Source organism: Pseudomonas fluorescens (assembly GCF_902497855.1).
GTDB lineage: Bacteria > Pseudomonadota > Gammaproteobacteria > Pseudomonadales > Pseudomonadaceae > Aquipseudomonas > Aquipseudomonas fluorescens_BI.
The window spans coordinates 416553-441155 of record NZ_CABVHU010000001.1 but is presented as its reverse complement, the minus strand read 5'-3'; the positions used below and the strand labels follow the sequence as shown (position 1 = coordinate 441155).

Sequence of the window (24603 nt, the reverse complement as noted above, 5' to 3'; positions counted from 1 at the left end):
GGCCCCGCGCGTCAGTTTCCCTGTCGCCTGCCTACTCCACAATAGGCCCGGCAGGTTTATTTTTTCGCTATTGAGAATCACGCGCAGCCGGGCTTTTTTTCAGCTGATACGTGCCTTGTGGTGCCGGGTGCTGGCGTGCCCGTTCGCGGACCAACGGTCGCCCGCGATTGAACCAGGCCGCCAGCGCCGGCAGGAGGAAAATCGCCCCCAGCACGTTGACCAGGAACATGAACGACAGCAACACACCCATGTCCGCCTGGAACTTCAGCGGCGCGAAGGCCCAGGTGCAGACGCCAATGGACATGGTCACGGCCGTGAATACCGCCGCCGTGCCGCGTTGGCACATGGCCTCGTAGAACGCCTCGCGCAGGTTGGCTCCGCGCAGCATTTCATGCTGGATGCGCTCGTACAGATAAATGCCGTAGTCGACGCCCACGCCCACCCCCAACGCCATCACCGGCAAGGTGGCGACCTTCAGGCCGATCCCGAGCATGGTCATCAAGGCGTTGCACAGGATCGCGACAATTGCCAGCGGCACCAGAATGCACAGCACCGCGCGGATCGACAGGAAGGTCATCCAGCAAAACAGCGCGACTGAACCGAACAGCGCCCCGAGCATGATGATTTCGGCGCGCTTGACCGCCTCGTTGGAGGCCGCCATCACCCCGACGTTGCCACCGGCCAGAAGGAATTCGACTTGCGGCGAGCTGACCTCGACAATGATCCGCTGGGCTTCAGCGATCGCATGGCTGACCGTGCTGCCTTCGTGGTCGGCAAGGAACACCAGGATCTGCATCTGCTGGCAGCCGTCGGTGACCAGCCCGTCATCGGGCACATAGGCCCGCGCGCCCTGACTCAGGCCACGGGGTGATCCTGGAATCGCCGCCCAGCGCGGATTGCCTTCGTTATTGCCAGCGATCACCCGCTTGCCCATGTCCGCCACACTCTGGATCGACTGCACGCCAGAGACCGTGCGCATGCGGAAATCGAAGGCTTCCACCGCACGCATCACGGTGGGCGACAAGCAGCCTTCTTCGACGCCCTTGACCTGGACGAACACCGACATCACATCGAGGCCGATGGAATAGCTGCTGATGATCTTGCCGTTGTCCAGGTTATAGCGCGAATCGGCCCGCAGCTCCGGCGCGCCTGCACCGATATCGCCCACCGCCAGGTCGCGCGCCTTGTAGGCCCCGCCCGCCAGCAGCAACAGACTGATGGCGAATACCCCGAGGGCCGGCCCTGGTTCGGCCAGCGCCGACAGGCGCCACCACAGGCGATGCCTGCCCGCAGGACGTGATTGCGCCCGGCGCAATAGCGCAGGTTCCAGGCGCAGGTAGGAAATGATGATGGGCAGCATCAGTTTGTTGGTGATGATCATCAGCATCACGCCAATGCAGGCCGTCACCCCCAGTTCGTGGACGATGGGAATGTCGATCAACATGATCACCGCAAATCCCAGGGCGTTCATCAACAAGGCCAGGGAACCGGGAATGAAAATCTTGCAGAACGCCGAACGCGCCGCTTCCCTGGAAGTGCTACCGGCCAGCACATCCTGCTTCCAGGCGTTGGTCATCTGCACCGCATGGGACACGCCGATGGAGAAGATCAGGAACGGCACCAGGATCGACATCGGATCAATGCCCAACCCCAGCAACGGCAACAGGCCCAGCAGCCAGACCACCGGCAGCAACGCCACCACCAGCGCCACCACGGTCAGGCGCAGGGAACGGGAATACAGCCACAGCAGCAACCCGGTGATCACGAAGGCCACGACAAAAAAGCCGATTACCGTGTTCAGTCCTTCGACCACATCGCCCACCAGTTTGGCGAAGCCGACGATGTTGATCTCGATATCGGGACTGTTGTATTTGGCGCGGATTTCTTCCAGGCGCTTGGCGATGTCGACATAGGACACCGGCTGGCCGGTCTTGGGGTCGGTGTCCTGCAGATCGGCGCGGACCATGGCTGACTTCAGGTCATTGGCCACCAGCCGGCCTACCTGTCCGGAGGCCGCCGTGTTGCTGCGTACCTGAGCCAGGTCCGCGAGGGTGCCGCTAAAGCGCGGAGGCACCACCACGTCGCCAAAAAAACCTTCCTCGGTAATTTCGATGTAACGCACATTGGCGGTAAACAGCGACGTCACGCTGGGGCGGCTGACCCCGGAAATGAAAAACACATCGTCGGTGACTTTGCGCAGGGTCTCGAGGTACTGGGCGTTATAGATGTCACCCTCGCCTTTCCAGCGCACGCTGACCAAGAGGCGGTTGGCGCCGGTGAAGTAACGGCTGAACTTTAGAAAGTTGACCATGTAGGGATGGGTCACCGGGATCTGTTTGTTAAACCCCGGATCCAGCTGCGTGTGGGTGGCGCTGTAGCCCAGGCCTAGCGTCACCAGCACGAACAGCAACAGCAGCCCCTTGCGCCAGGCCATCAGATGGTCGGCGCAGGTTTCAACGCAACGCGTCACCCAGTGTTTACCTTGATTCATTGCCTGCCTCTCAATTTACCGGGTGGCCTGTTTGGCCACTAGGGCAGCAACGCTGCCACCTGAACCCTGCAATACTCCGCGCTCGCCACCCACCAGCAGCCGCGAGCCGACCATCGTCGCCGAGGTCAACGTACCGAGCCCTGCCAGGCGTTCGACACCCACCAGCGCGCCCTGTGCATCCAGGCGCACCACCGAGCTGCCAGCGCCGACGATCACCAGCCCCGAGTGATCGGGCAGCAGCACATGGCCGTACAACGGCAGTTGGTTACCCACGTTGATCTGGGTCCAGCTGTCGCCGAAGTCGTGGCTGACGAATACATGCCCGCGCATGCCGTAGGTCACCCAGTTATCCGCGCTCAAGCGCACGATGCCGAACAGCGAGCCGCTGTAGAACGCCGGCAGGGTCTGCCAGTGCTGGCCAGCGTCGGCCGTGCGCAGCACCAGGCCCTGCTCACCCACCAGCATGCGCCGGCCATCTTCGCCACCGGCCATGCTGTTGAGGTGCGCGCTGTCGATGTCCAGGGACTGCGGCGTCCAGGTCTGCCCGGCATCGACGGATTGATAGAACTTGCCGAAGCTGCCGAACGCCATGACGTTGTCGCCACCGCCGGTCCAGATGCCGAGCAGCGGTTCGCCCAGATCGGCGTCGTAGCGTATTTCCTGCCAACTGCTGCCGGCGTCCATCGAACGCAGGATCCAGCTGTCATGCCCGACGGCGAGCAAGCGCTTGTCGTCCAGTGCCACTACGGCAGTCAGGGTGGCATTGCGCTGCGTGGCGACGCTGGCTGGTTGCCAGCTGACGCCCTGATCGTCACTGAGCAGAATGCTACCGCGCTCACCCACGGCTACCACGCGCGAGCCCAGATTGAGCAGGCCATTGATCTGCACCCGGTCGGGGCGTGTGGCCAACAGTTCCGCTTGCGGTGGGGATTTGGGGGAAAAGGTGTAGCCGATGGTCAAGGCAACCACCAGGCAAACTGCGTAGCCGATCACAGAGCGCATGAGTAATGCTCCTGTCTAAGGCACGTGTGCATAGGGCAAGTCATAGGGCCGATCCTCTTGTTCTTGTCAGGCGCCAGGGCATGCGAGGCAATCGAGATGGCTTGCCTCTGAGGGAATAGTCGGCGCAAGGCCTGGGTGACACATCGTCCAAATGGCTTATGCAATGGCGCAAATGGCACAGGACGGGGGGATGTGTGTGCGACGCAAAGATGTGTAGGAGCGAGGCTTGCCCGCGAACCAGGCACTGCGGTTTATCTGACACACCGCGTCATCGTTCTTCGCCTGTAGGAGCGAGGCTTGCCCGCGAACCAGGTACTGCGGTTTATCTGACACACCGCGTCATCGTTCTTCGCCTGTAGGAGCGAGGCTTGCCCGCGAACCAGGCACTGCGGTTTATCTGACACACCGCGTTATCGTTCTTCGCCGGCAAGCCTGGCTCCTACAGGCGAACCAGACGCCGCGGTGTGTCTATTGCACCGCGTCATCGTTCTTCGCCTGTAGGAGCGAGGCTTGCCCGCGAACCAGGCACTGCGGTTTATCTGACACACCGCGTCATCGTTCTTCGCCGGCAAGCCTGGCTCCTACAGCGAACAGGGGTGGGGCGATCAGGCGATGTACAGGATCACAAGGTCGTTGATTACCGACGGCCGGTCCTGGCCCACCACATGGGTGGTCAGTTCCAGGGTCATCTGGGTGCCACGGGCCGACAGTTCGACTTTTTTCACCCGGGCCCGCGCATGGATGCGCGAGCCGGCCGGCACAGGTGCCGGGAAGCGCAGGCGATCGGAGCCGTAGTTGATCTGGGTGGTGTAGCCGCTGACCTCGAAGCCCAGCGCCAGTTTCATCCGCGACTGCAGCACCTGGACCAGCGCGCCATGGGCGATGGTGCCGCCGAACGGGCTTTGCAGGCGTGCCCGCTCCGGATCGGTATGGATCCAGTAATCGTCGCCCGACAACAGGGCAAAGGCGTCGATCAGTGCCTGGTCAACCAGCACCACGTTGCTCCAGTCGCTGTACTGCTCGCTGACCAGGGCCTGCAAGGCCGGCCCATCGTTGAGGTCGATCTGCCGGACGGATGGTTGCTGCGACGCGACAGGCGCCGGTTCGCTGTCCAGCGCGGGCAGCGATTCAAGGCCCGCCGCATCCTTGTCCACCCCGGTAAAACGCAATAGGCGGTTGCCCTTGGCGTCAACTTCGGCGAACACCGGCTGCAATGGCATACCGATGCGGATTTCATCTTCCTCAAGGCCCACCAGGTTGGTATTGATGCGCACCCCTTGGGCCAACTCGACCACCGCCAGTTTCTGCGGCATTTCATCCATAAAGTCAGGCAAGGTGGCAATGCGCGTCACGGTGTAGCTGTACAGCGTCGCGGTGCCGTCGACTTCGCGCCAGGCCAGGTCATGTTCCAGGCACACCGTGCAATGCCGGCGCGGGTAGAAGTTCCAGTGCGCACAGGCGTTGCATTGCTGAATCAACAGGCGGCGAGCCTTCAGGCCCTCCCAGAACGGTGCGGAGATTTGCGTCGCCACCGGCATCGGTTTGTTATTGGACATGTGCTTATGCTCCCTGAAGTATCAATGCGCCCTGCTCGCTCATCACGCCGCCGGTGCCGGAGACGTAGACGCTGTCGCAACGCCCCAGTTGGCGCTCACCGGCAGTGCCGGCGATCTGCGTCACCGCCTCGATCACCTGGCTCATGCCACCAGCCGAGGCCGACTGACCGAAACTGAGTTGCCCGCCATGGGTGTTCATCGGGAAATCGCCACGCCAGGTCAGGTCGTGTTCGCGCACGAACGCCATGCCCTCGCCCTTGCCGCAGAAACCGGCATCTTCCAGGGTCAGCAAGGTGGTGATGGTGTAGCAGTCGTAGATCTGCGCGGCATCGACGTCCTTGGGTTTGAGCCCGGCCATGGCAAAGGCCCGCTGGGAAGCCGGGCCAATCGGCGTGTTCAGCATGTCTTCGGCATAGGACGGCGACTTGAACGCCAGGTGTTCGCCAAACCCGGTAATGAAGGCCGGACGCTTGCGCGAGCGTGCCGCCACTTCCTTGTTGGTGATGATCATCGCGGCGCCACCGGCCACCGGCATGACGATTTCCAGGACGTGCAACGGGTCGGCGACCATTTTGCTGGCCAGTACCTGTTCGATGGTCAACGGCTGGCCGTAGAACATCGCCTGCGGATTGGCCAGGGCGTTGGTGCGCTGGTCGACGGCGATCTTGGCCATCGCCCGCTGGTCGTAGTCGTACTGTGCGGCATAACGCTGGGCAATCATCGCGTAGCCGGTGTTCTGGCCCATGTGCCCGTAAGGCAGGTCGAACTCGGCTTCGGGCGCGCCGAACGCTGTGCTGTGTCCACCGAAACGCATGGACCGGGCCATCCAGCCGGGGTCCTCGTCAGGGCCCAACGGCGCCATGCGTGCCGGGATGACGCACAGCACAGCCTGGCACAGTCCCAGTTCGATGGCCGCGGCGGCGCGCCAGACCATGCCCACCGACGTGCAGCCGCCCAGGTCGACCACTTCGGCGAAGTTCAGGCGCAGGCCCAGGTACTCGGCGGCCATCGCCGGTACGAACACCGAGGCTTCATGAAAATGCGGGCCGTTGATCACCAGCCCGTCGAGGTCCGAGGCCTTGAGCCCGGCATCACGCAGGGCCTGGGCCGCCAGGTCGGCGACTTGCTCAAGGTGAAACATCTTGGGCGCGGTCGTGTATTTTTCCGGTTTGTATTGTGCGGTGCCAACAATGGCCGCATGCCCTTTGAGCCCCATAGTGCCTCCATGCCGAAGCGTTACGCTGCGGCCAATTCCAGGTTGTGTTGAAGGTCCGGGCACGTGAAAGCGACCCGATCCTTGTGTGGTCGATCAGAAGGTGTACTTCATCGAGAACGTGGCGTAGTCGCGGTCGGCGAACGGACGGTTGACCGGGTCCGCTTCACCCAGGTAGCTGATGTACCTCAAGCCGAGTTCAAGATTGCCCAGGTACTTGAAGGTGGTGCCCGCGCTTAGGCGTCGGTCGCCTCGCACCCCGGAGATGCTGCCGGACATGGGGGTAGAGCCGCTGAATACGTTGGAGAAGCTGAAGGGCACTTCCAGATCCCAGCCTTGGAAAACGCCCGGATAACTGAACGATGCGCCCACGGTGTAGGCACTGGACGACTTGGTGCGGAAGCCCGCGGCTGTGCTGTAGGTATAGTCATCGGAAGACGCCACTAGAGGTGTCAGGGAGGGCAGCAGGTTCACGCCTTGCAGGTTGGGCGCCGCCGAAGTGGATTCGACGCTGTCGACCTGCACACGGATGATTTCGGCAGTCAGGGTGGTCTGGCTGGCCCAGGGGCGGTTCCCCAGGATACGGAGCGCCGACAGCTGCATTTGCTGGCCCTTGCCCTTGGACGGCACCGCGCCAAGGCCGGTATTGACCATCACTGGCGCACCGTCGCGGTACGACCATTCGGCGCCGACCTGGGTGTCGCCAATCTTGGTCGAGGCGGCGATGCCGGTCAGCTTGATGTCTTCGAAGTACTTGATCCGGTAACCATTGCTGACGAAGGCGTTGAGGCCACCGCCCACCGGCAGCGGGTCGTAGCCGACCAGAGCGGTGGCCGGGTTCTTGTCGTGGTAGTTGACGTGGAACAACGACAGCTCGATGGCCGGTACCGGGCGGTAGCGCACCTGCACGCCCCACTGGCCGCTATCGCGCGGTTCGTCGGTGCCGCGGTAAGCGATCTTCTGGCCGTTGGCGTAGATGAACTCGCGACCGGGGCCAACCACATCACTGCTCGACAGGTAGCTGCCCACCGGCGGCAGTTCGGTGCCCTTCCATTCGTATTGCACGTATGCACCGAAAGTCAGCTGGGGGTTCAGGCGAAACGAGCCGGAGAACTGGCCCACCGGCAAGAGTATTTCCTTGACTTCAACACCCGGCTGGGACGCTTTTACTGCATCGGAGGGGTTTTGCACGCCGTTCACACCCGGGTAGAACAAACTTTCGCCCCAGGACTCGATATGCCGCCCGGCCTTGACGTCCAGCATGGTGTCGTTGTCAAAGCGCCAGCCGCTGAACACATAGGCATCCAGCAGTTTGCTGCGCCCTCCGCTGTAGTAACGGGTGTCACTGGTGAACTCGTCATTGCTGCCGGTTTTGTTCACGGTGGCGGGCGAGTCGTTATCGTTCCCGCTGTGGTAGACGTCGTCGTAAAAGGTACTGCCGCGCACCACGGCGCCGTAGTTGTCCTTGCGCAGGATCATTTCCGCAAGCGCGCCCACGCGGTTGGTGGTCAGGCTGCCACTATCGAAGTTGCGGTTGGCATCGTCGGCGTTGACCGTCAGCAAGCGATCGCTCTGGCTGCCGGTGCGCACACCAATGCCGTAACTGGTAGTCACCGACCAGTCGATGGTCGCGCCGTTGTCGAACTCGAAGGTTTCACCGGCCCATACCGGCGTGGACACCAGCGCAATCGCCGCCGCCAGGCTGCTGACCTGAAATGCGCTCGAAACCATGACCGTAGAGTTATTTTTGTTGTTGATCACACTGATTCTCCTCAAGGGCAACCGGTTGGCTGCCTGGAATGTTCAACACTGCTGCCGTGCCATCCGCTCAAAACACGTTGAGCGGTGTAACAGCGCACGCTCCCCTTACAGCACGCCGGTAGCGAAAACACCCCCGGTCCTCTTCCCGCGCAAGCGACCCTTCGGCCACCAGGTAGTTGGCATGGGCCAACGTTTCGCCCAGCGCCATCAGTTCGTCGAAACGACCCGACAACTTGGGAAACAACACGGCCATCAGTTCGAGCACGGTGCGCGGCTCGTCACAGTTGGCCAGCATCTGCGCCAGATGCCTGCGGTGATGGGCGTCCAGCTGATCCAGGCGCTGATGCAAATTGAAAAACGGTCGCTCGTGCGCCGGCAGCACCAGCACGCTGTCGGGCAAGCTGCGCAGGTGCTCGATGGAGTCGAGCCAGTCGAGCAGCGGGTTGGCCAACGGCTCCGTGGCATGTACGCCGACGGTGGAAGTGATGCGCGGCAACACCTGATCGCCGGAGATCAGCAAGCCGTCATCGGCGGCATACAGACAGGCATGCTCCGGCGAGTGACCGCGGCCGATGACCACCTGCCAGGTGCGGCCACCGATATTCAGGAGGCTGCCCTCGCGCAAACGGCGGTAATGGTTCAGCGGCGCGGGCAGAAAATGGGCATTGCTCATCACCGCGAACATCTCGCTGCTTTGCTCGTCAGCCACGCCGGCCTTGCGGTAGAAGTCGAGGAAGTCCCAGCCCGGTGGTTGGCCAGCGGGAAGCTTGAGGTGCAGCGACTGGAACTCGCTGGCGGTCATGTACACCGGGCATTGAAAGCGCTCCGAGAGCCATGCGGCCACCCCGGCATGGTCGGAGTGAAAGTGGGTGCAGACCACTGCCAGCAGCGGCAGGCCAGCACACACTTCATTCAGCACCCGGTCCCAGACTTCGCGGGTCTGCTCGGTGTTCATGCCGGTGTCCACCACCACCCAGCCATCGGTGTGACGCAGCAGGTAGAGGTTGATGTGATCGAGGCGAAACGGCAGCGGCATACGCAACCACCACACGCCTGGCGCCACTTCGCGCACCTGCCCGGAATCAGGCGCCTGAGGCCATGGATACCGCAGGCCGCCGCGCAGTTCGTGACCGTTGTCGTCGAGATCAGCCATGGTCGGCCACCGCGAAAGGCGTCAGGCCGGCCCGCGTCAGGGCCTCTACCGAATAGGGCACATAGGTGCGGGCTTGCTCGTCGCGGATGAACAGCGGTTCGTTGCAACGGGTCGGGCAGTAGCCCTGGCGCTGCAGATCGACCTTGCGCAGCTTGAAGCTGGCCGTCAGGTCCGCCGACTGGGTGACTCGCACGAACACCGGGGCCGCATAGCGCGGCAGGCGCGTTTCGGTCAGGCGGTACAGAGCGTCCGGATCGAACGCCTGGCCCTCCTGCATCAGCACCGCGGCCATGCCGGCGCGTCCTTCATGGCCCGGCACCTGGACGCCATAGACGTTGATCAGCTCCAGGCCCGACAGATCGCTCAGCGCGTCCGCCACTTCCAGGGTCGAAACGTTCTCGCTCTTCCAGCGATAGGTATCGCCGATGCGGTCGACGAAGTAGCAGTAACCGTCGGCGTCCTCGCGCAGCAAGTCGCCGGAGCTCCAGTAAGCATCGCCCTCGCGAAACACATTGCGGCGGATTTTGCTCTCGGTGGCCTCGCTTGAGGTGTAGCCCTCGAAACGTCCGCCACCGATCTCAGGGTGATCGACGATAAAACCCATGGCCTCGCCAATCTCACCCACTTTGCAGACTTGATAGAAACCGTTTTCGTCCCGTGGGTGGCAGTCGTTTTCGATGTCGTAACGCACCAGCCGCAGGTTGGTTTTGCTCCAGTCCGGCACCCGGCCGCAGGAACCGAAATAGTTGTCGACGTTGATCACCGTGGTATTGGCCTCGGTGGCGCCCCAACCCTCGAACACCTGGATCGGACCGAAGCGCTCCAGCCAGCGCTGCCAGGAGTCCGGCGACAGGCCGGCACCGAGCATGCAGCGCAGGCTGTGCTCGCGCTCACCCGTTTGCACCGGCTGATTGAGCAGGTAGCGGCAGATCTCACCGATATACTGGAAGATGCTGATCTGATGACGCGCGACGTCCTTCCAGAACTCTCGCACGCTGAACTTGCGGCGCACCACGATGGCGGCACCCACCCGCAGGGCGGTGGAGGTCACCGACGTGGCAGCGGCGCCGTGGTACAGCGGCAGACAGCAATAGAACACATCCTCGCAAGTGGCTTGCAGAGTGGTTTCCATCACATCGCCCGAGGACATCCAGCGCATGTGGCTGTAGCGCGCCGCCTTGGGCAAGCCCGTAGTGCCCGAGGTGAAGATCAGCAGGGTTGGCGTCTGCGCTTCGATGCGCGCGCGGATATCGCGGGGAAACGGCGTGCGCGGGGCTTTCTCCAGACGCGCATCGAAATGCCCGTCGACGCTCTTGGGCAGCGGTCCGGTCCAGGGATTTTCCGCGTCGCGTATCAGCCAGCATGGCAGGTCCGGAAAGCCTTCGGTGGCCTGCACATTGGCCAGGCATTCTTCGCCTGTCACCAACGCCTTGGCTTCGGTGGTTTGCAACGCATGCAGCAGCGGGCGACCGCTGACCTGAGTGTTGATGAATGCCACCACGACCCCGAGCTTGACCAGGCCGAACCAGGTGCAGAAAAACGCCGGGCGGTTCTCCATGGCCAGGGCGCAGACATCGCCGGCGCGCAGACCATTGGCATAAAACGTGTGAGCCATCTGATTGGCCCGCGCATCGACCTCAAAGTAGCTCAGGGTCTGCTCGCCATAGATCAGAAACGTGCGTTCACCCTGCTCAGCCACCCTTTGCTCCAGACGGTCAGCCAAGGTGTAGAGGTCTTTCGGCTTGATCTGCCCGGCGGCGATCGAGCGCCGGTCGAGCAGCGCCTGTGTCTGCTCCCGTGGTACCGGATGGGCCGGCAGGACGTTGGGCAAGTCGTTCAGGTTCATTGCGCCACCTCCTGGGCATTGGCTTGATAGGCGGGGTAATCCGAGTAACCAGCCGAACCCGGCGTATAAAGCGTCTTGCGATCAAAGCGACTCAGCGCCAGGCCACGCTTCAAGCGATCCACCAGATCGGGGTTGGCAATAAAATGACGAGCAAACGACACGGCGGCCCCCTCGCCCGACGCGAGAGCGGCACTGGCCGAAGGACCGTCGAAACCATCGTTGAGAATCAACGCATGAGGGCTGTGTTGACGCGCCAGGGCGAAGGCGTTGAGGTCTGCCAGTGGCGAGCGCATGATGTGCAGGTAAGCCAGGCCCAACGGCGCCACGGCCTCACACAAGGCGGCCGCCGTGGCAGCCGGATCCTGGTCGTCGATGTCGTTGTAGGGGTTACCGGGACACAGGCGAAAGCCGACGCGTCCGGCGCCGATCGCGCTGGCCATGGCCTCGATCACTTCCTTGGCAAAACGCACCCGCCCGGTCACATCGCCGCCGTAGGCATCGTTGCGCTGATTGCTGCCAGAGGCCATGAATTGCATCGGCAGATAACCGCTGGTGCAGTGCAGCTCAACACCGTCGAAGCCTGCCAGGCGCGCATTCAATGCGGCCTGGCGATAGTCTTCGATGGCCTCGTCAATACCCTGAAGCGTCAGCGCCTGTGGCTCGTCGGTATCGACCAGGCCCGCGGCGTCACTGAACACCTGGGTCCGCGCACGCAGCGCCGAAGGTGCCACCGTCGCAGCGCCTGCCGGTTTGTTGTGCTGGCTGGCCGCGCGGCCGACGTGCATCAGTTGCAGGACGATGCACCCGCCCTCGGCATGCACGGCCTCGGTGACCCGCTGCCAGCCGGCGATCTGTTCGCTGCTGTAAATGGCCGGGGTCCGGCAATAGCCCAGGCCACTGGCGGACGGCGCGGTGCCCTCGGCCACGATCAACCCGGCACTGGCACGCTGACGGTAGTACTCGACCATCTCGCTGCCGGGTACTGCATCGGCAAGGGCGCGGCTGCGGGTCATGGGCGCCATGACAATGCGATTGGCCAGTTGCAGCTCGCCCAGGGTGACCGGCTCGAACAAGACGCTCATTTCAATTCCTCAGCTTTTTTGTTTTCAGGCTGTCGGATCGCTTGCCGCAGCTTGGGCAAGCACTGACACGCCAGCGAATATGGGCTGAATGATTGACGTTGAACGCGAGCGAAACATCGTCCGACAAGACTAGGTTCGCTATCGACAAGGCGATCCCGATACCGCATCGTTTGTACGCACGTAGGAGCCAGGCTTGCCGGCGAACGGGACGACGCGGTGCCACTGAAACACCGCGTCATCATTCTTCGCCTGTAGGAGCGAGGCTTGCCCGCGAACCAGGCGCCGCGGTGTCTCTGTAATACCGCGTTATCGTTCTTCGCCTGTAGGAGCGAGGCTTGCCCGCGAACCAGGCGCCGCGGTGTCTCTGTAATACCGCGTTATCGTTCTTCGCCTGTAGGAGCGAGGCTTGCCCGCGAACCAGGCGCCGCGGTGTCTCTGTAATACCGCGTTATCGTTCTTCGCCTGTAGGAGCGAGGCTTGCCCGCGAACCAGGCGCCGCGGTGTCTCTGTAATACCGCGTTATCGTTCTTCGCCTGTAGGAGCGAGGCTTGCCCGCGAACCAGGCGCCGCGGTGTCTCTGTAATACCGCGTTATCGTTCTTCGCCTGTAGGAGCGAGGCTTGCCCGCGAACCAGGCGCCGCGGTGTCTCTGTAATACCGCGTTATCGTTCTTCGCCGGCAAGCCTGGCTCCTACAGGAGACCAGCCGGGGACGAAAAAGATGGTCTGAACGGACGATGAAAAAAAACCGCGACCAGCCGAGCATCGCGGCAACCAGAACAAAACCGGGAGCACCCGCAGTGAACCAACCCCCCGTGACATGGCGAACGCACTACGCGCTGTTCGTGCTCGCCAGCATCTATGTGTTCAACTACATCGACCGCCAGTTGATGGCGATCCTGATCGAGCCGGTGAAGCTCGAATTCGGCATTTCCGACACCGGCATCGGCCTGCTGTCGGGGGTGACCTTCGCAGTGTTCTACACCGTGTTCGGCTTCCCGTTGGGGCGCCTGTCGGACCGCATCGGGCGCAAGCCGGTGATCGCCTTCAGCTGCATCGCCTGGAGCCTGATGACCATGCTCTGCGGCATGGCCGGCAGCTTTTTGACCCTGGTTCTGGCGCGGGTCGGCGTGGCCGTTGGTGAGGCCGGCGGTACGGCGCCGTCGGTGGCCATGGTCTCGGATTTGTACCCGGCGAACCGCCGTTCCACTGCCCTGTCGGTGCTGATGCTCGGTTCCAGCCTGGGGGCGATAGTTGGCCTGGGCCTGGGCGGCTGGATCGCCCAGCACCACGGCTGGCGCTACGCCTTCTTGCTGATCGGCGCGCCCGGCATCTTCCTTGGCCTGCTTCTGCTGCTGACCGTGCGGGCGCCCAAGCGCGCAGTGCCGCTGGGCAACATCGCGGCACAACAGGATGGCTGGCTCAAGACCCTCGTCGAGCTGTTTCGCATGCCCTCGTTCCTGTGCCTGGTACTCACCGGCGGCTCGGCGGCGATTGCCGGCTACGCCATCGGCACCTGGAGCCCGAGCTTCCTGATCCGTTCCCACGGCCTCAACCTGCAAGAGGCCGGGTTCCTGGTGGGCGTGGTGGGCGGCACCGGTGCGACCGTCGGCACCCTGATATGCGGCATGCTCACCGACCGCATGACGCGGCGCGATGTCGGCTGGCAAATCGGCGTGCCACTACTGGGCACGTTGATCAGCATTCCCTTCGCCCTGGCGTACTTCCTCTGGCCCCAGGGCACGGCGTTCCATATCGGCAGCATCGCGGTGCCACAAGCGTTCCTGTTCTACAGCGCCTTCGCCTTCTTCGGGGTGTGGTGGGCAACGCCGTGCCTGAGCGCCATTACCCACCTGTTTCCGTCCACGCGACTGGCCCAGGCCACGGCGATTTTCGTCATGTCCATGACCCTGCTGGGTGTCGGTGTCGGGCCGCTGTTTGTAGGCATGCTCAGCGACTTCTTCGTGCCGACCCTGGGCAGTGAATCCCTGCGCTATGCCCTGGCTTCGTCGGTATCAATGCTGGTGCTGGCCAGCGTGTTCCTGACCCTGGCACTGCCACGTTACCGCCAACACATGAAGAGCCCCGCCCCGCGGCCCTCACCGAACCAGGCCGTGACTGCCTGACCCTCCTCCCCATACCACCGCGCCGCTGGAAACCTGTCAGGTTCCAGCGGCTTTTTTATGAGGATCACCATGAGTACCAGCGCTGTACAGATCAGCAACCTGCTCTACCGTTACGCCGAAGGCCTGGACAGCGGCCAACTGGTCGAGGCCGCCGAGCTGTTTCGTCATGCCCGCATCAAGGTGCAAAGCCAGGGCGACTTGCTTGATCACACCGCCCTGCTGGACATCTGGCAACGGCGAATCAAGCTCTACTCCTGCGGCACGCCTCGCACCAGACACGTGATCAGCAACCCCATCATCGACATCGACGAAGCCGCGGGAACCGCGACGGTTCGCTCTTGCTACACCGTGCTCCAGGCCACCGACACCCTGCCCCTGCAACCCATCGCCGCCGGGCGCTATTTTGATGAATTCGAGCGTGTCGACGGGGTGTGGCGGTTCAGCTTTCGTGATTATTCGCAGCTGGAAATGATGGGGGACCTGACGGGACATTTGTTGATGTAGGAGCGAGCGAGCGGCGTTCCGCCCGAGAAGAACGATAACGCGGCGCGACAGATACACCGCAGCGCCCGGTTCGCCTGTAGGAGCGAGGCTTGCCCGCGAAGAACGATAACGCGGAGCAACAGATACACCCCCAGCGCCCGGTTCGCCTGTAGGAGCGAGGCTTGCCCGCGAAGAACGATAACGCGGAGCAACAGATACACCCCCAGCGCCCGGTTCGCCTGTAGGAGCGAGGCTTGCCCGCGAAGATCGATAACGCGGTGCAACAGATACACCCCCAGCGCCCGGTTCGCCTGTAGGAGCGAGGCTTGCCCGCGAAGAACGATAACGCGGAGCAACAGATACACCCCCAGCGCCCGGTTCGCCGGCAAGCCTGGCTCCTACAGCGAAGAACGATAACGCGGTACGACAGATACACCCCTGCGCCCGGTTCGCCGGCAAGCCTGGCTCCTACAGCGAAGATCGATAACGCGGTGCAACAGATACACCCCGGCGCCCGGTTCGCCGGCAAGCCTGGCTCCTACAGCCACACGGCATCCCACAACGGATAATCTCCGATTCTCTCGACCAACCCTGCCCTCAACGGATTGGCGACGATATAGCGCGCCACGGCCTGCAGGTCTTCCTCCCTGCGGATGGCCCGGTCATGAAAGCCATGCTGCCAGAGTGGTCCATCACGCCCGATCGAGCGATTCAACGCGAACGTAATGCGAGATTTTGTCCTCGCCATCACGAAAGTGAGCGGGCTGTCCTTGAGCTCGATCAACCAATGAAGATGATCCGGCATGACAACCCAGGCCAGCGAAAGGGCCAGCTCTTCTTGCTGAGCTTTTCTCAACGCATCAACTACCAGGCGACCCTGTTCAAAGTCTGTGAATACGGGGTCCCGGTTCTGAACAATGGATGTAACCAGGTAGACCTGACCCGACACTGAATAGCGACCGGTGCGCAGTCGATGTGCATGGCGAATGGTTGGCATGGGTAATCCTCCTTGATCATGAGCCTGTCAGTTCAGGCTAGATCCCAGGAGGAAGAAGGTGGGTGAATTGTGGTTCCCGATGTGTCTGCCGAGACCACTGGAGCGAGCGGTTCGCCTGTAGGAGCGAGGCTTGCCCGCGAAGAACGATAACGCGGTGCAACAGATGCACCGCAGCGCATGGGTCGCCGGCAAGCCTGGCTCCTACAGGCGAAGAACGATAACGCGGTGCAACAGATGCACCGCAGCGCATGGTTCGCCGGCAAGCCTGGCTCCTACAGGCGGTGTGACAGATAGACCGCGGCGTCCCGTTCGCCGGCAAGCCTGGCTCCTACAGGTTCGTGGCTGGTACAGATGTCAGTCCCTTCACGACAAAAAGCCCCACCGGATACCGATGGGGCTTTTTGTTATTGCAACTACCTTGGTCTTAGCGCCCGATAGCCCGCGCCGCATCCGCGGTGTACTGGTCGGCGGTGAATTTGCCTTCGTTGAGGATCGGCCCTTTCTTCGATTCGTTGGTCATGCCGTAGCCGGTGTACTGGCCAGAGTTCAGGTCCATGAAGAACTGCGAACCGGCCTGCCAGCTGCTCATGTCGGGGTGGTAGTAGTAGTTGATCATGGCGTGTTTCCACAGCTGCCCACGGGCATCGTAGTTGTCGGCCATGACCGAGTGCCAGGTGTCCTCGTCGATGAACAGCACGCGTTTGCCGTAGACATGGCGATAGCCTTCCTTCAAGTCGGCCTCCAGCACCCACACCCGACGCAACTCATAACGCATGAAGTCCGGGTTGGGATGGTTGGGCGTCAGGATGTCGGCGTACTTGACGGTCCCGGTGTTGGGCTTGAACGCGTTGGCCGGGCTGTAGATTTCGCGCTTGCCGATCAGTTTCCAGGTGAAGCGCTCCGGTGAGCCGTTGTACAAGCGGTCTTCGTCGACAGTCATGGTGCCGTTGGTACCGATCATCGGCTGATCGAAACCGTAGCCTGGCAGCTGCCTGACGCGGCGCGTCGACGGGCTATAGGACCAGGCCTGACGCGTACCGGTGCCGAAATTGTAGGGTTCATGGGCAATGCTGAGGGTACCGTTGTCGCGAGCCGGCTTCAGGGTCATGTTGTTGCTGAAGGACGCAATAATATCGCCGTCCCTTGAATCAACGGTCGGCGAGTTGGTCGGTGACAGGTTACGCGCGTAGGCACGCCCCCAGCCAATGCTGCCGTTGGGCAGGACCGACGCCAGGTCGGAGGTTTTTTCCTCGGTGTAGGCACGTGCCGGCAATTGGTGATTCCACAACAATTCCATGCCGTTTTTGGGGATCGGGAACGGTATCTGGCCGATCCCGGTGAAACCTGCACCGTCGTTGACCAGCTTGGCGTGCAGCGCATTGTCCATCGCGCGGCGGCAAACGTAATCGGGGTAGCGGAAATCCCGGTGGCCGGGGTAGATGTTCATTTTGTAGGTGGTCGGATACTTCTTCAGCAGGGTCTTCTGCCCTTCGGTCAGGTGCGACTCGTACTGGCTCATGTTCTGTGCCGTGATCACCAGGATCGGCTTCTCCGCCGCATAGGGATCAACCGGTTGGTCGCCGGAGAACTTCACATGATTCCAGCCTGGCACTTCGCCCAGGTATTTGCCGGTATACGGCGGAATGGTGCCCTCGGCGTTCCCGGCTTTCTCGGCGCCGACACAGGTCAGTTCCTTGCCAAGTCTGGCTGCTTCCTGAGCTGACACCTCGGCGTGCGCATAACCCATCAACCCGCTATTGGCTGTGACTGCGACCGCGAGCATGAGACCTGTTCTTGTTATTTTCATGTGTTGCCTCCTTCGCTGATAAGGCTGTGTGGTATGGACCCATTTGTCCCTGTTCTGCCGGCCCCGACATCGTCCGGAAAGACTAAGCAGGCGTTATGCGCCCAACTTTTCTTGCAGTTGTGCCTTGAGCACCTTGCCGGTGGCATTGCGGGGCAAGGGCTCGAGTGCCCGATAGACCTGCGTCGGCACCTTGTAGGCGGCCAGGCGCTCGGCGATGAATGCGCAGACTTGCGCCTCCTGAGGCAACGTCGAAGCCTGGCCATGCACGGCCAGCCCCACCGTCTCACCCAGCAACGGGTCGGCGATGGCGAATGCCGCGGCCTCCAGAACGCCGGGCATATCGAGGATGCAGGTTTCGATTTCAGCCGCAGAAATCTTCTCGCCACCGCGGTTGATCAACTCCTTGACCCGCCCGGTGATGCTGAGGAAGCCCTCGTCGTCGAGGTAGCCGATATCGCCGGTGTCGAGCCAACCGTCGCGCAGGCTTTGCGAGGTAGCCTCGGGCAGGTTCCAATAGGCGCTCATCAGGGTCGGCGAACGCAGCCAGATCACCCCGCGGGTGTTCGCCAACTGCGGCTGGTCAGGGCTGTCACCGATGCGAATGTCGACGATCGGCAGCGCCCAGCCCGCCGTTGCCGGCTTGTACACAAACTGATCGCCACCAATCGCCGCACCGATGCCGTTGCTTTCGGTCAGGCCGTAGCCGGCGCCGCCAATGGCGTCGGGCTTGAGCTTGAGCATGTTGTCGAGCACCCCGGCGGACGAAGCTCCACCGCCCAACCCCAAGCCAAACAGGCTGGCGGTCTGCTCACTGCCAAAGCGTGGCGAAGCGAGCAGTTGCTGCATCATCACCGGTGCCCCGTTGAACTGGGTGCAGCGCTCATCGCGAATCAGGTCGATGGCCCGTTCGACATCCCACTTGTACATCAGCATCAAGCGCCGACCGCCGCGCAATGCCGACAGGAACTGCGCATGCAAGCCGCTGACATGGAACAGCGGAACAGCCGCCAGCGTGGTTGGCGCGAAGCCGCTGTTGATCACTACGCCGATGCGTTCCGGTGAACTCATGGCGCAAAACGCGCCCTGGAAATCCAGTGCGAACAGTGCCTGGCAGATGGCCCGGTGAGTGGACACTGCACCCTTGGCGCGACTGGTGGTGCCGGAGGTGTAGAGGATCAGTGCTGGTGCGTCGGGGTCGATTTGCAGCGCAGGCAACGGTAATGCCGGCGCGCTGATCAAGTCTTCGAAACGCAGGCAGTACTCGGGCAACGTTTCTTCCTGGCTCCCGACGACAATCGTGGCGTGCTGCTCACGGGCCAGATCTGCGCGCAAGGTATCGAGGCGCGCTTCGTCGCACAGCAGCAGGCGCGAACCGCTGTCCTGCAGCGCGTACTGCAACTCGTCGCGCAGCCCCCAACTGTTGAGCGGTACACACACCGCGCCACAACGCAGGATCGCGGCGAAGGCCACCAGCCACGCCGGCTGGTTGCGCATGGCAATCGCCACCCGCTCGCCCGGTTGCAGGCCAAAACGAGCGACCATCTGCTCGGCGAGGCGGTCAACCTGATCGTAATATTGATTGAAGGTCAGGCGCTGCGATTGCCAGACCAGGAACTCACGATCGCCGTGGACACGACCCGCGTCGAGCACCTGCAGCAGGTTGTGCGCAGCGTGACGGAAATAGCGTGGCGCGCCGTCATCGGGCGTCACCACTTCAAACGGCGCACCGGGGGCGATCAATTGTCGCCACGCGGTTTGCCAGCGTTCAATGCTCATTTGTGTATCTCCAGAACAGCGAAAAACCTGTAGGAGCGAGGCTTGCCCGCGAAGAATGATGACGCGGTGCAACAGTTACACCGCGTCGCCTGGTTCGCCGGCAAGCCTGGCTCCTACAGGCGAAGAACGATGACGCGGTGCGGCAGTTACACCGTGGCGTCCCGTTCACCTGTAGGAGCGAGGCTTGCCCGCGAAGAACGATGACGCGGTGCAACAGTTACACCGCGTCGCCTGGTTCGCCGGCAAGCCTGGCTCCTACAGGCGAAGAACGATGACGCGGTGCGGCAGTTACACCGTGGCGTCCCGTTCACCTGTAGGAGCGAGGCTTGCCCGCGAAGAACGATGACGCGGTGCAACAGTTACACCGCGTCGCCTGGTTCGCCGGCAAGCCTGGCTCCTACAGGCGAAGAACGATGACGCGGTGCAACAGTTACACCGCGTCGCCTGGTTCGCCGGCAAGCCTGGCTCCTACAGCGAAGAACGATGACGCGGTTCAACAGACACACCGTGGCGTCCCGTTCGCCGGCAAGCCTGGCTCCTACGGGTGGGCCAAATAGCGTTCACAATGGAAATCCCGGTCACCCAGGCAGCCCTGTGCAACGCGAACACGCTTGAGATACAGGCCGACATCCAGCTCATCGGTGACACCAATGCCGCCGTGCATCTGCACCGCCTCGTTGGCCACCTTGATTGCCGTATCGCCGGCCTTCCATTTCGCCAGGCTGACCAGGCGAGCGCGCGCGCGGGCATCGTGGCTGGCATCATCCAGGGTCGCCAGCGCGGCCATCAGGGCGCTGCGGCTCAGCGCCAGGTCGATGTACATCTGCGCGGCGCGATGTTGCAGGACCTGGAAGGTGCCAATCGGCGTGTCGAACTGCACACGGGTCTTGAGGTACTCCAGGGTGGTCTCGAACAGTTGCTCGGCCATCCCCAACAGCTCCGCGGCCAGGCAGGTGCGGCCCCGGTCCAGTGCGGTTTCCAGCGCCGTCCAGCCCTCGTCCAGGGTGCCCAGCAGCGCGTCGCTGCCCAATTGCACCTGATCCAGTTGCAGGCGTGCGCTGTTGCGCGAATCGATCAGCGCCAAGGCACTGACGGTCAAACCCTGCGTATTGGCGGGTACCAGGAACAGGCTGATGCCTTGCGTGTCGCCCGGCTGCCCGGACGTGCGCGCCGCCACCACATAGGCATCGGCGCCCAGCCCATCGACGACCCAGTACTTATCGCCATGCAAGCGATAGCCCTGGCCCTCGGCTCTCGCCTCAAGGGCAATGCGGCTCGGGTCATGGCGCGAGCGTTCATCCACGGCCAGGACCAGGCGCTGTTCGCCGCCGATCACCGCTTGCAACCAGTGCGTCTGTTGCGCCGAATTGCCCGCCAGATGCAACAGCGAACCGCCGAGCACTACGCTGGATAACAGCGGCGAGGCCGACAGGTTGCGGCCCATGGCTTCGAAGATCGGTCCCAGGCCCATGCAGCCGAAATCCAGGCCGCCGAAGTCTTCGGGAAACGGAATCGCGCTCCAGCCCAGCTCGACCGCGTCCCGCCACAGCGGTGCATCGAAGCCCAGGTCCACTGCGTCATCACGCAGTCGACGCTGGGCGCTGACCGGGCTGCGGGCGGCGAGAAAGTCCCGTGCGCTGTCGGCCAGCAAACGCTGTTCATCGCTATAACGCAGGCTCATGGGGTGACTCCTTTTTTAGCGTCGGGCAAGCCCAGTACGCGCTTGGCGATGACATTCAGTTGGATCTCCGAGGCCCCGCCGGAAATGGTCAGCGCATAGCTGTTCAACCAGGAACGGGTCACCGCCAGTTGCTGCTCGCTGAATGCCGCGCTCTCCCAGCCGAAGGCATGCCCGGCCATGGCGTCGAGCAGCACTTCGAACTTGTCGCGCTCCTGTTCGGTGTGCACCAGCTTCATGATCGACATCAGGCCGCCGATGTCATCACCGGCCCGCGCCTCTTCACCCATGCGCTGCACGGTCAGGTTGTAGGCATGCTCGTTCATCGCACAGGCCGTGGCCCGCGCCTGCAATGCGTGTTCACTCATGGTCTGTGGCGCCGGCACGTATTCACGCATCAAGGCCAGAAGATCGAAGTGCGACGGCAGGCTGAACTCGCCGAATTTCGACATCGCCTTGCGCTCGTGCTGCAACAGGTACTTGGCCAGGTTCCAGCCGCCGTTCAATGGCCCGATCAACTGGCTCTTGGGCACCTTCACCCCATCGAAGAACACCTGGCAGAACGCCGATTTGCCGCTGATCAGATCGATCGGCTTCGGCGTGACGCCAGGGCTACGCATGTCCAGCACGATCAGGCTGATGCCTTCGTGTTTAGGCGCGCTGAAGTCGGTGCGCACCAGGGCATACATCCAGTCGGATTTGTCGCCGTAGGAGGTCCAGATCTTGCTGCCATCCACCACGAAGTGATCGCCGGCATCACGCGCGGCCATCTTCAGGCTGGCCAGGTCCGAACCGGCGTTCGGCTCGGAAAAGCCCTGGCACCAGCGCACTTCACCGTGGGCGATCGGCGGCAACAGATCGCGTTTCTGCGCATCGCTGCCGAACGCCAGCAACACTGGCCCGAGCATCCAGATGCCCAGGTTGATTTGCGGTGGGCGGCACTTGATGCGACGCATCTCGCTTTCCAGCACCGACAGTTGTTCGTCACTCAGGCCCGCGCCGCCATATTCCTCCGGCCACTCGGGACAGAACCAGCGCTTGTCGCGCATGCGTTCGAACCACAGGCGTGCGTCTTCACAGGGAAATTGCGGGTTCTGACTGCCCCACACCACATCGCCTTCTGCCATGCCGGTGCGCATCGACAGCGGGCAATTGGCCTCCAGCCAGGCACGGGTGTCCTGCCGAAATTGCTCGATAGTGCTCATGAAAGTCCCCTTCGACTCGCCCCGGATTCGGGGCGAGTACGGTTTTTGTTGTTGATGGACGAGCTTCAGCGTTGGGTACGCGGCATGCCGAGGCCAAACTGGGCGATCAGCTCGCGCTGGATTTCATTGGTGCCGCCACCAAAGGTCAGGGTCGGGGCAGAGCGCAATTCAAATTCCAGTTCACCCTGCAACAGCGTCGCCGCCGAGCCGCTGCGCATCGAACCATTGGCGCCGACGATCGCCGCCAGCTTGCGCAGGATCTCGATCGCCGACTCGGAGCCGAAGACCTTGGTGGTCGAACTCAGCGCGACGTTCATGCGCTCGTGCTCCAGGTCGGCGGCGATGCGCATGTTGATCAGGCGCATCGCTTCCAGGCGTGCATAACACTCGGCCAGCGAACTGCGCACCCAGGCCTTGTCCATCGCCCGACGGCCCTGCTCGTCGCGGGCCCGCGCCCACAGGTAAACCCGGCGAAACAGCGCCACCACCTTGTCCGACCAGGTGCCCAGGCCGAGGCGTTCGTGGTTCAGTTGCGAGGTGATCAGCTTCCAGCCGCCGTGCAACTGACCCACCAGCATCTCGCTGGGCACCCGCACGTTGTCGTAGTAGGTGGCCGTGGTGGGAATGCTGGTAGTAGGAATCAGGGTGTGGGAGAAGCCCGGCGTCGTGGTGTCGACGATCAGCAGCGAAATGCCCTTATGCCGCGCCTGGGTCGGATCGGTGCGGGCCGCCAGCCAGACGAAGTCGGCCGATTCGGCACCCGACGTCCACAGCTTGTTGCCATTGACCACGAAGCCTTCATCGTCCTGGCGGGCACTGGTTTTCAACACCGCCAGATCGCTGCCGGCGTCGGGTTCGGAATAACCGATGGCGAACATGATTTCGCCCGCGGCGATCCCTGGCAGAAAACGCTCTTTCTGCAGCTCGCTGCCATGGGCCATCAAGGCCGGGCCGACGGTGCTGATGGTCACGAACGGCAGCGGTGCTCCGGCAATGTTGGCTTCTTCGAAGAAGATCAACTGTTCGGTGGCCGCATAGCCCTGACCGCCATGGGCCTTGGGCCAGCCGACCGCCAGCCAGCCGTCGCGCCCCATCTGGCGGATGGTCTGGCGAAACAGCTCGCCGCCTTCCTTGCCGCGCAACTGCTCGCGCAAGTCCGGGGTCATCAGGGCCTGGAAATAGTCCCGCACCTTGTGGCGCAGGGCATGTTGTTCGGGAGTGAGGTCGACGAACATCTGCTGCTCCTTAGGCTGTGCCGAGAATCAGGCCGCTGGTGGGTACGCCGGTGCCGGCGGTGACCAGCACGTTCTGCACATCCGCCACCTGATTGACCGCGGTGCCACGCACCTGGCGAACCGCTTCGGCGATGCCGTTCATGCCGTGGATGTAGGCTTCGCCCAATTGCCCGCCATGGGTGTTGATCGGCAGTTTGCCGCCACGGGCGTGGTGCCCGGCGCGGATGAATTCCTTGGCTTCGCCGCGCTTGGCAAAACCGAACTCTTCAAGCTGCGGTAATACGAAGGGGGTGAAGTGGTCGTAGATCACGGCAGTCTGGAAAGACTCCGGGCCCAGGCCCGACTGGCGATACAGCTCGCGGGCGACCACACCCATCTCCGGCAACCCGGTGATGTCGTCGCGGTAGAACGAGGTCATGCTCTGCTGACCATGACTGATGCCTTGGGAGCCGGCCTTGATCGTCACCGGTTTCTGCCGCAGGTCACGGGCGCGCTCGGCCGAGGTGATGACCATCGCCACGGCGCCATCGGATTCCTGGCAGCAATCGAGCAGGTGCAGCGGTTCGCAGATCCAGCGCGAGGCCTGGTGTTCTTCCAGGGTGATCGGCTTACCGTGGAAAAACGCCTGGGGGTTGGTGGCGGCAAAATCCCGCGCCGCCACTGCGATCCGGCCGAAGTCTTCGCTGGTGGCGCCATAGGTGTGCATGTAGCGCTGGGCGAACATGCCGACCCAGGCTGCCGGCGTATGGAAGCCGTGGGGCATGTACCAGCCGTAGTTGACGTTGTCGAAGGTCGGCGCCGAAGCGAAGCCGTAGTTACCGGTACCGAAGCGATACCAGGAGCGTTCGTTCATGGCGCGATAGACCACCACCACTTTCGCCATCCCGGTCGCCACGGCCATGGCCGCGTGCATCACCGGCCCGCAAGCCGCGCCGCCACCGTGGGGTACTTGCGAAAAAAACTTCACGTCCTTGCAACCGAGCAAACGGGCAATTTCGTATTCCGGGACCTTGTCCACGGAATAGGAACTGAAACCCTCGACCTCGCTCGGGTCGATGCCGGCATCCTTGAGGGCACTCAAGGTGGCCTCCAGGGCCAGGCGCAATTCGGTGCGTCCGGAGTTCTTGGAAAATTCGGTTGCGCCTAGACCAACGATCGCGGCACGCCCGGAAATCGATGAATCAGTCATCTGTG

At 62.7% G+C, this 24603-nt stretch carries 17 protein-coding genes; 2 read left to right on the top strand and 15 right to left on the bottom strand.

From position 1 onward, the window contains the following. Positions 1–67 precede the first annotated feature (67 nt). The 8 genes from F8N96_RS02070 to F8N96_RS02035 all read right to left on the bottom strand — a co-directional run bounded on the left by F8N96_RS02070 (position 68) and on the right by F8N96_RS02035 (position 12104). Entirely contained in the window at positions 68–2491 is a 2424-nt protein-coding gene (locus tag F8N96_RS02070) for an efflux RND transporter permease subunit (protein ID WP_150796352.1), read from the bottom strand. Between the two features lie 15 nt (positions 2492–2506). Continuing rightward, positions 2507–3493 (bottom strand): WD40/YVTN/BNR-like repeat-containing protein, encoded by a 987-nt coding sequence (locus F8N96_RS02065; protein ID WP_150796351.1) that lies wholly within the window; start codon positions 3491–3493, stop codon positions 2507–2509. A 605-nt stretch (positions 3494–4098) separates the two neighbouring features. After that, positions 4099–5049 carry an OB-fold domain-containing protein gene (locus F8N96_RS02060; protein WP_150796350.1) on the bottom strand — a complete coding sequence of 317 codons (951 nt, stop codon included), beginning with the start codon at positions 5047–5049 and terminating at the stop codon, positions 4099–4101. Positions 5050–5053: 4 nt separating this feature from the next. Further along, the gene (locus F8N96_RS02055; protein ID WP_150796349.1) at positions 5054–6265 is read right to left on the bottom strand and encodes a thiolase family protein; all 1212 of its coding nucleotides are present in this window, start codon (positions 6263–6265) and stop codon (positions 5054–5056) included. A gap of 93 nt (positions 6266–6358) precedes the next feature. After that, complete coding sequence (locus tag F8N96_RS02050; protein WP_412071796.1) at positions 6359–8023, bottom strand: DUF1302 domain-containing protein; 1665 nt, start codon at positions 8021–8023, stop codon at positions 6359–6361. Positions 8024–8090: 67 nt separating this feature from the next. Beyond that, positions 8091–9176: an MBL fold metallo-hydrolase gene (locus F8N96_RS02045; protein ID WP_150796348.1), complete on the bottom strand. Its 1086-nt coding sequence runs from the start codon at positions 9174–9176 to the stop codon at positions 8091–8093. Next, positions 9169–11022 carry a long-chain-acyl-CoA synthetase gene (locus tag F8N96_RS02040; RefSeq protein ID WP_150796347.1) on the bottom strand — a complete coding sequence of 618 codons (1854 nt, stop codon included), beginning with the start codon at positions 11020–11022 and terminating at the stop codon, positions 9169–9171. Before F8N96_RS02040 ends, F8N96_RS02045 begins: the two co-directional genes overlap by 8 nt. Beyond that, positions 11019–12104, bottom strand: coding sequence for an alkene reductase (locus F8N96_RS02035; protein WP_150796346.1), 1086 nt, complete (start codon positions 12102–12104; stop codon positions 11019–11021). Before F8N96_RS02035 ends, F8N96_RS02040 begins: the two co-directional genes overlap by 4 nt. A gap of 798 nt (positions 12105–12902) precedes the next feature. Between F8N96_RS02035 and F8N96_RS02025 the strand changes: the two genes are divergently transcribed. Both F8N96_RS02025 and F8N96_RS02020 read left to right on the top strand, forming a co-directional pair. Continuing rightward, positions 12903–14228: a spinster family MFS transporter gene (locus F8N96_RS02025; RefSeq protein ID WP_150796345.1), complete on the top strand. Its 1326-nt coding sequence runs from the start codon at positions 12903–12905 to the stop codon at positions 14226–14228. Between the two features lie 69 nt (positions 14229–14297). Next, complete coding sequence (locus F8N96_RS02020) at positions 14298–14732, top strand: nuclear transport factor 2 family protein (protein ID WP_150796344.1); 435 nt, start codon at positions 14298–14300, stop codon at positions 14730–14732. A 517-nt stretch (positions 14733–15249) separates the two neighbouring features. Here F8N96_RS02020 and F8N96_RS02015 read toward each other — a convergent pair. The 7 genes from F8N96_RS02015 to F8N96_RS01980 form a co-directional block, all read right to left on the bottom strand. Then, entirely contained in the window at positions 15250–15708 is a 459-nt protein-coding gene (locus F8N96_RS02015) for an REP-associated tyrosine transposase (RefSeq protein ID WP_150796343.1), read from the bottom strand. Positions 15709–16132: 424 nt separating this feature from the next. Continuing rightward, positions 16133–17515 carry a DUF1329 domain-containing protein gene (locus F8N96_RS02005; RefSeq protein WP_191630703.1) on the bottom strand — a complete coding sequence of 461 codons (1383 nt, stop codon included), beginning with the start codon at positions 17513–17515 and terminating at the stop codon, positions 16133–16135. Between the two features lie 93 nt (positions 17516–17608). Then, positions 17609–19291, bottom strand: coding sequence for a class I adenylate-forming enzyme family protein (locus F8N96_RS02000; protein WP_150796342.1), 1683 nt, complete (start codon positions 19289–19291; stop codon positions 17609–17611). A 538-nt stretch (positions 19292–19829) separates the two neighbouring features. Next, positions 19830–20972, bottom strand: coding sequence for an acyl-CoA dehydrogenase family protein (locus F8N96_RS01995; RefSeq protein ID WP_150796341.1), 1143 nt, complete (start codon positions 20970–20972; stop codon positions 19830–19832). Continuing rightward, complete coding sequence (locus tag F8N96_RS01990) at positions 20969–22174, bottom strand: acyl-CoA dehydrogenase family protein (protein WP_150796340.1); 1206 nt, start codon at positions 22172–22174, stop codon at positions 20969–20971. Before F8N96_RS01990 ends, F8N96_RS01995 begins: the two co-directional genes overlap by 4 nt. A 65-nt stretch (positions 22175–22239) precedes the next feature. Further along, the gene (locus F8N96_RS01985) at positions 22240–23409 is read right to left on the bottom strand and encodes an acyl-CoA dehydrogenase family protein (RefSeq protein WP_150796339.1); all 1170 of its coding nucleotides are present in this window, start codon (positions 23407–23409) and stop codon (positions 22240–22242) included. A 10-nt stretch (positions 23410–23419) separates the two neighbouring features. Further along, entirely contained in the window at positions 23420–24598 is a 1179-nt protein-coding gene (locus tag F8N96_RS01980) for a lipid-transfer protein (RefSeq protein WP_150764588.1), read from the bottom strand. Positions 24599–24603 lie beyond the last annotated feature (5 nt).

Bases quoted from the DNA above. Each gene is read 5' to 3' on its own strand.
- F8N96_RS02005 (WP_191630703.1), bottom strand. From the start codon at position 17,515: ATGAAAATAACAAGAACAGGTCTCATGCTCGCGGTCGCAGTCACAGCC.
- F8N96_RS01990 (WP_150796340.1), bottom strand. From the start codon at position 22,174: ATGAGCACTATCGAGCAATTTCGGCAGGACACCCGTGCCTGGCTGGAG.
- F8N96_RS02040 (WP_150796347.1), bottom strand. From the start codon at position 11,022: ATGAACCTGAACGACTTGCCCAACGTCCTGCCGGCCCATCCGGTACCA.
- F8N96_RS02000 (WP_150796342.1), bottom strand. From the start codon at position 19,291: ATGAGCATTGAACGCTGGCAAACCGCGTGGCGACAATTGATCGCCCCC.
- F8N96_RS02060 (WP_150796350.1), bottom strand. From the start codon at position 5,049: ATGTCCAATAACAAACCGATGCCGGTGGCGACGCAAATCTCCGCACCG.
- F8N96_RS02070 (WP_150796352.1), bottom strand. From the start codon at position 2,491: ATGAATCAAGGTAAACACTGGGTGACGCGTTGCGTTGAAACCTGCGCC.
- F8N96_RS01995 (WP_150796341.1), bottom strand. From the start codon at position 20,972: ATGAGCCTGCGTTATAGCGATGAACAGCGTTTGCTGGCCGACAGCGCA.
- F8N96_RS02015 (WP_150796343.1), bottom strand. From the start codon at position 15,708: ATGCCAACCATTCGCCATGCACATCGACTGCGCACCGGTCGCTATTCA.
- F8N96_RS02065 (WP_150796351.1), bottom strand. From the start codon at position 3,493: ATGCGCTCTGTGATCGGCTACGCAGTTTGCCTGGTGGTTGCCTTGACC.
- F8N96_RS01985 (WP_150796339.1), bottom strand. From the start codon at position 23,409: ATGTTCGTCGACCTCACTCCCGAACAACATGCCCTGCGCCACAAGGTG.
- F8N96_RS02035 (WP_150796346.1), bottom strand. From the start codon at position 12,104: ATGAGCGTCTTGTTCGAGCCGGTCACCCTGGGCGAGCTGCAACTGGCC.
- F8N96_RS02055 (WP_150796349.1), bottom strand. From the start codon at position 6,265: ATGGGGCTCAAAGGGCATGCGGCCATTGTTGGCACCGCACAATACAAA.
- F8N96_RS02045 (WP_150796348.1), bottom strand. From the start codon at position 9,176: ATGGCTGATCTCGACGACAACGGTCACGAACTGCGCGGCGGCCTGCGG.
- F8N96_RS02020 (WP_150796344.1), top strand. From the start codon at position 14,298: ATGAGTACCAGCGCTGTACAGATCAGCAACCTGCTCTACCGTTACGCC.
- F8N96_RS01980 (WP_150764588.1), bottom strand. From the start codon at position 24,598: ATGACTGATTCATCGATTTCCGGGCGTGCCGCGATCGTTGGTCTAGGC.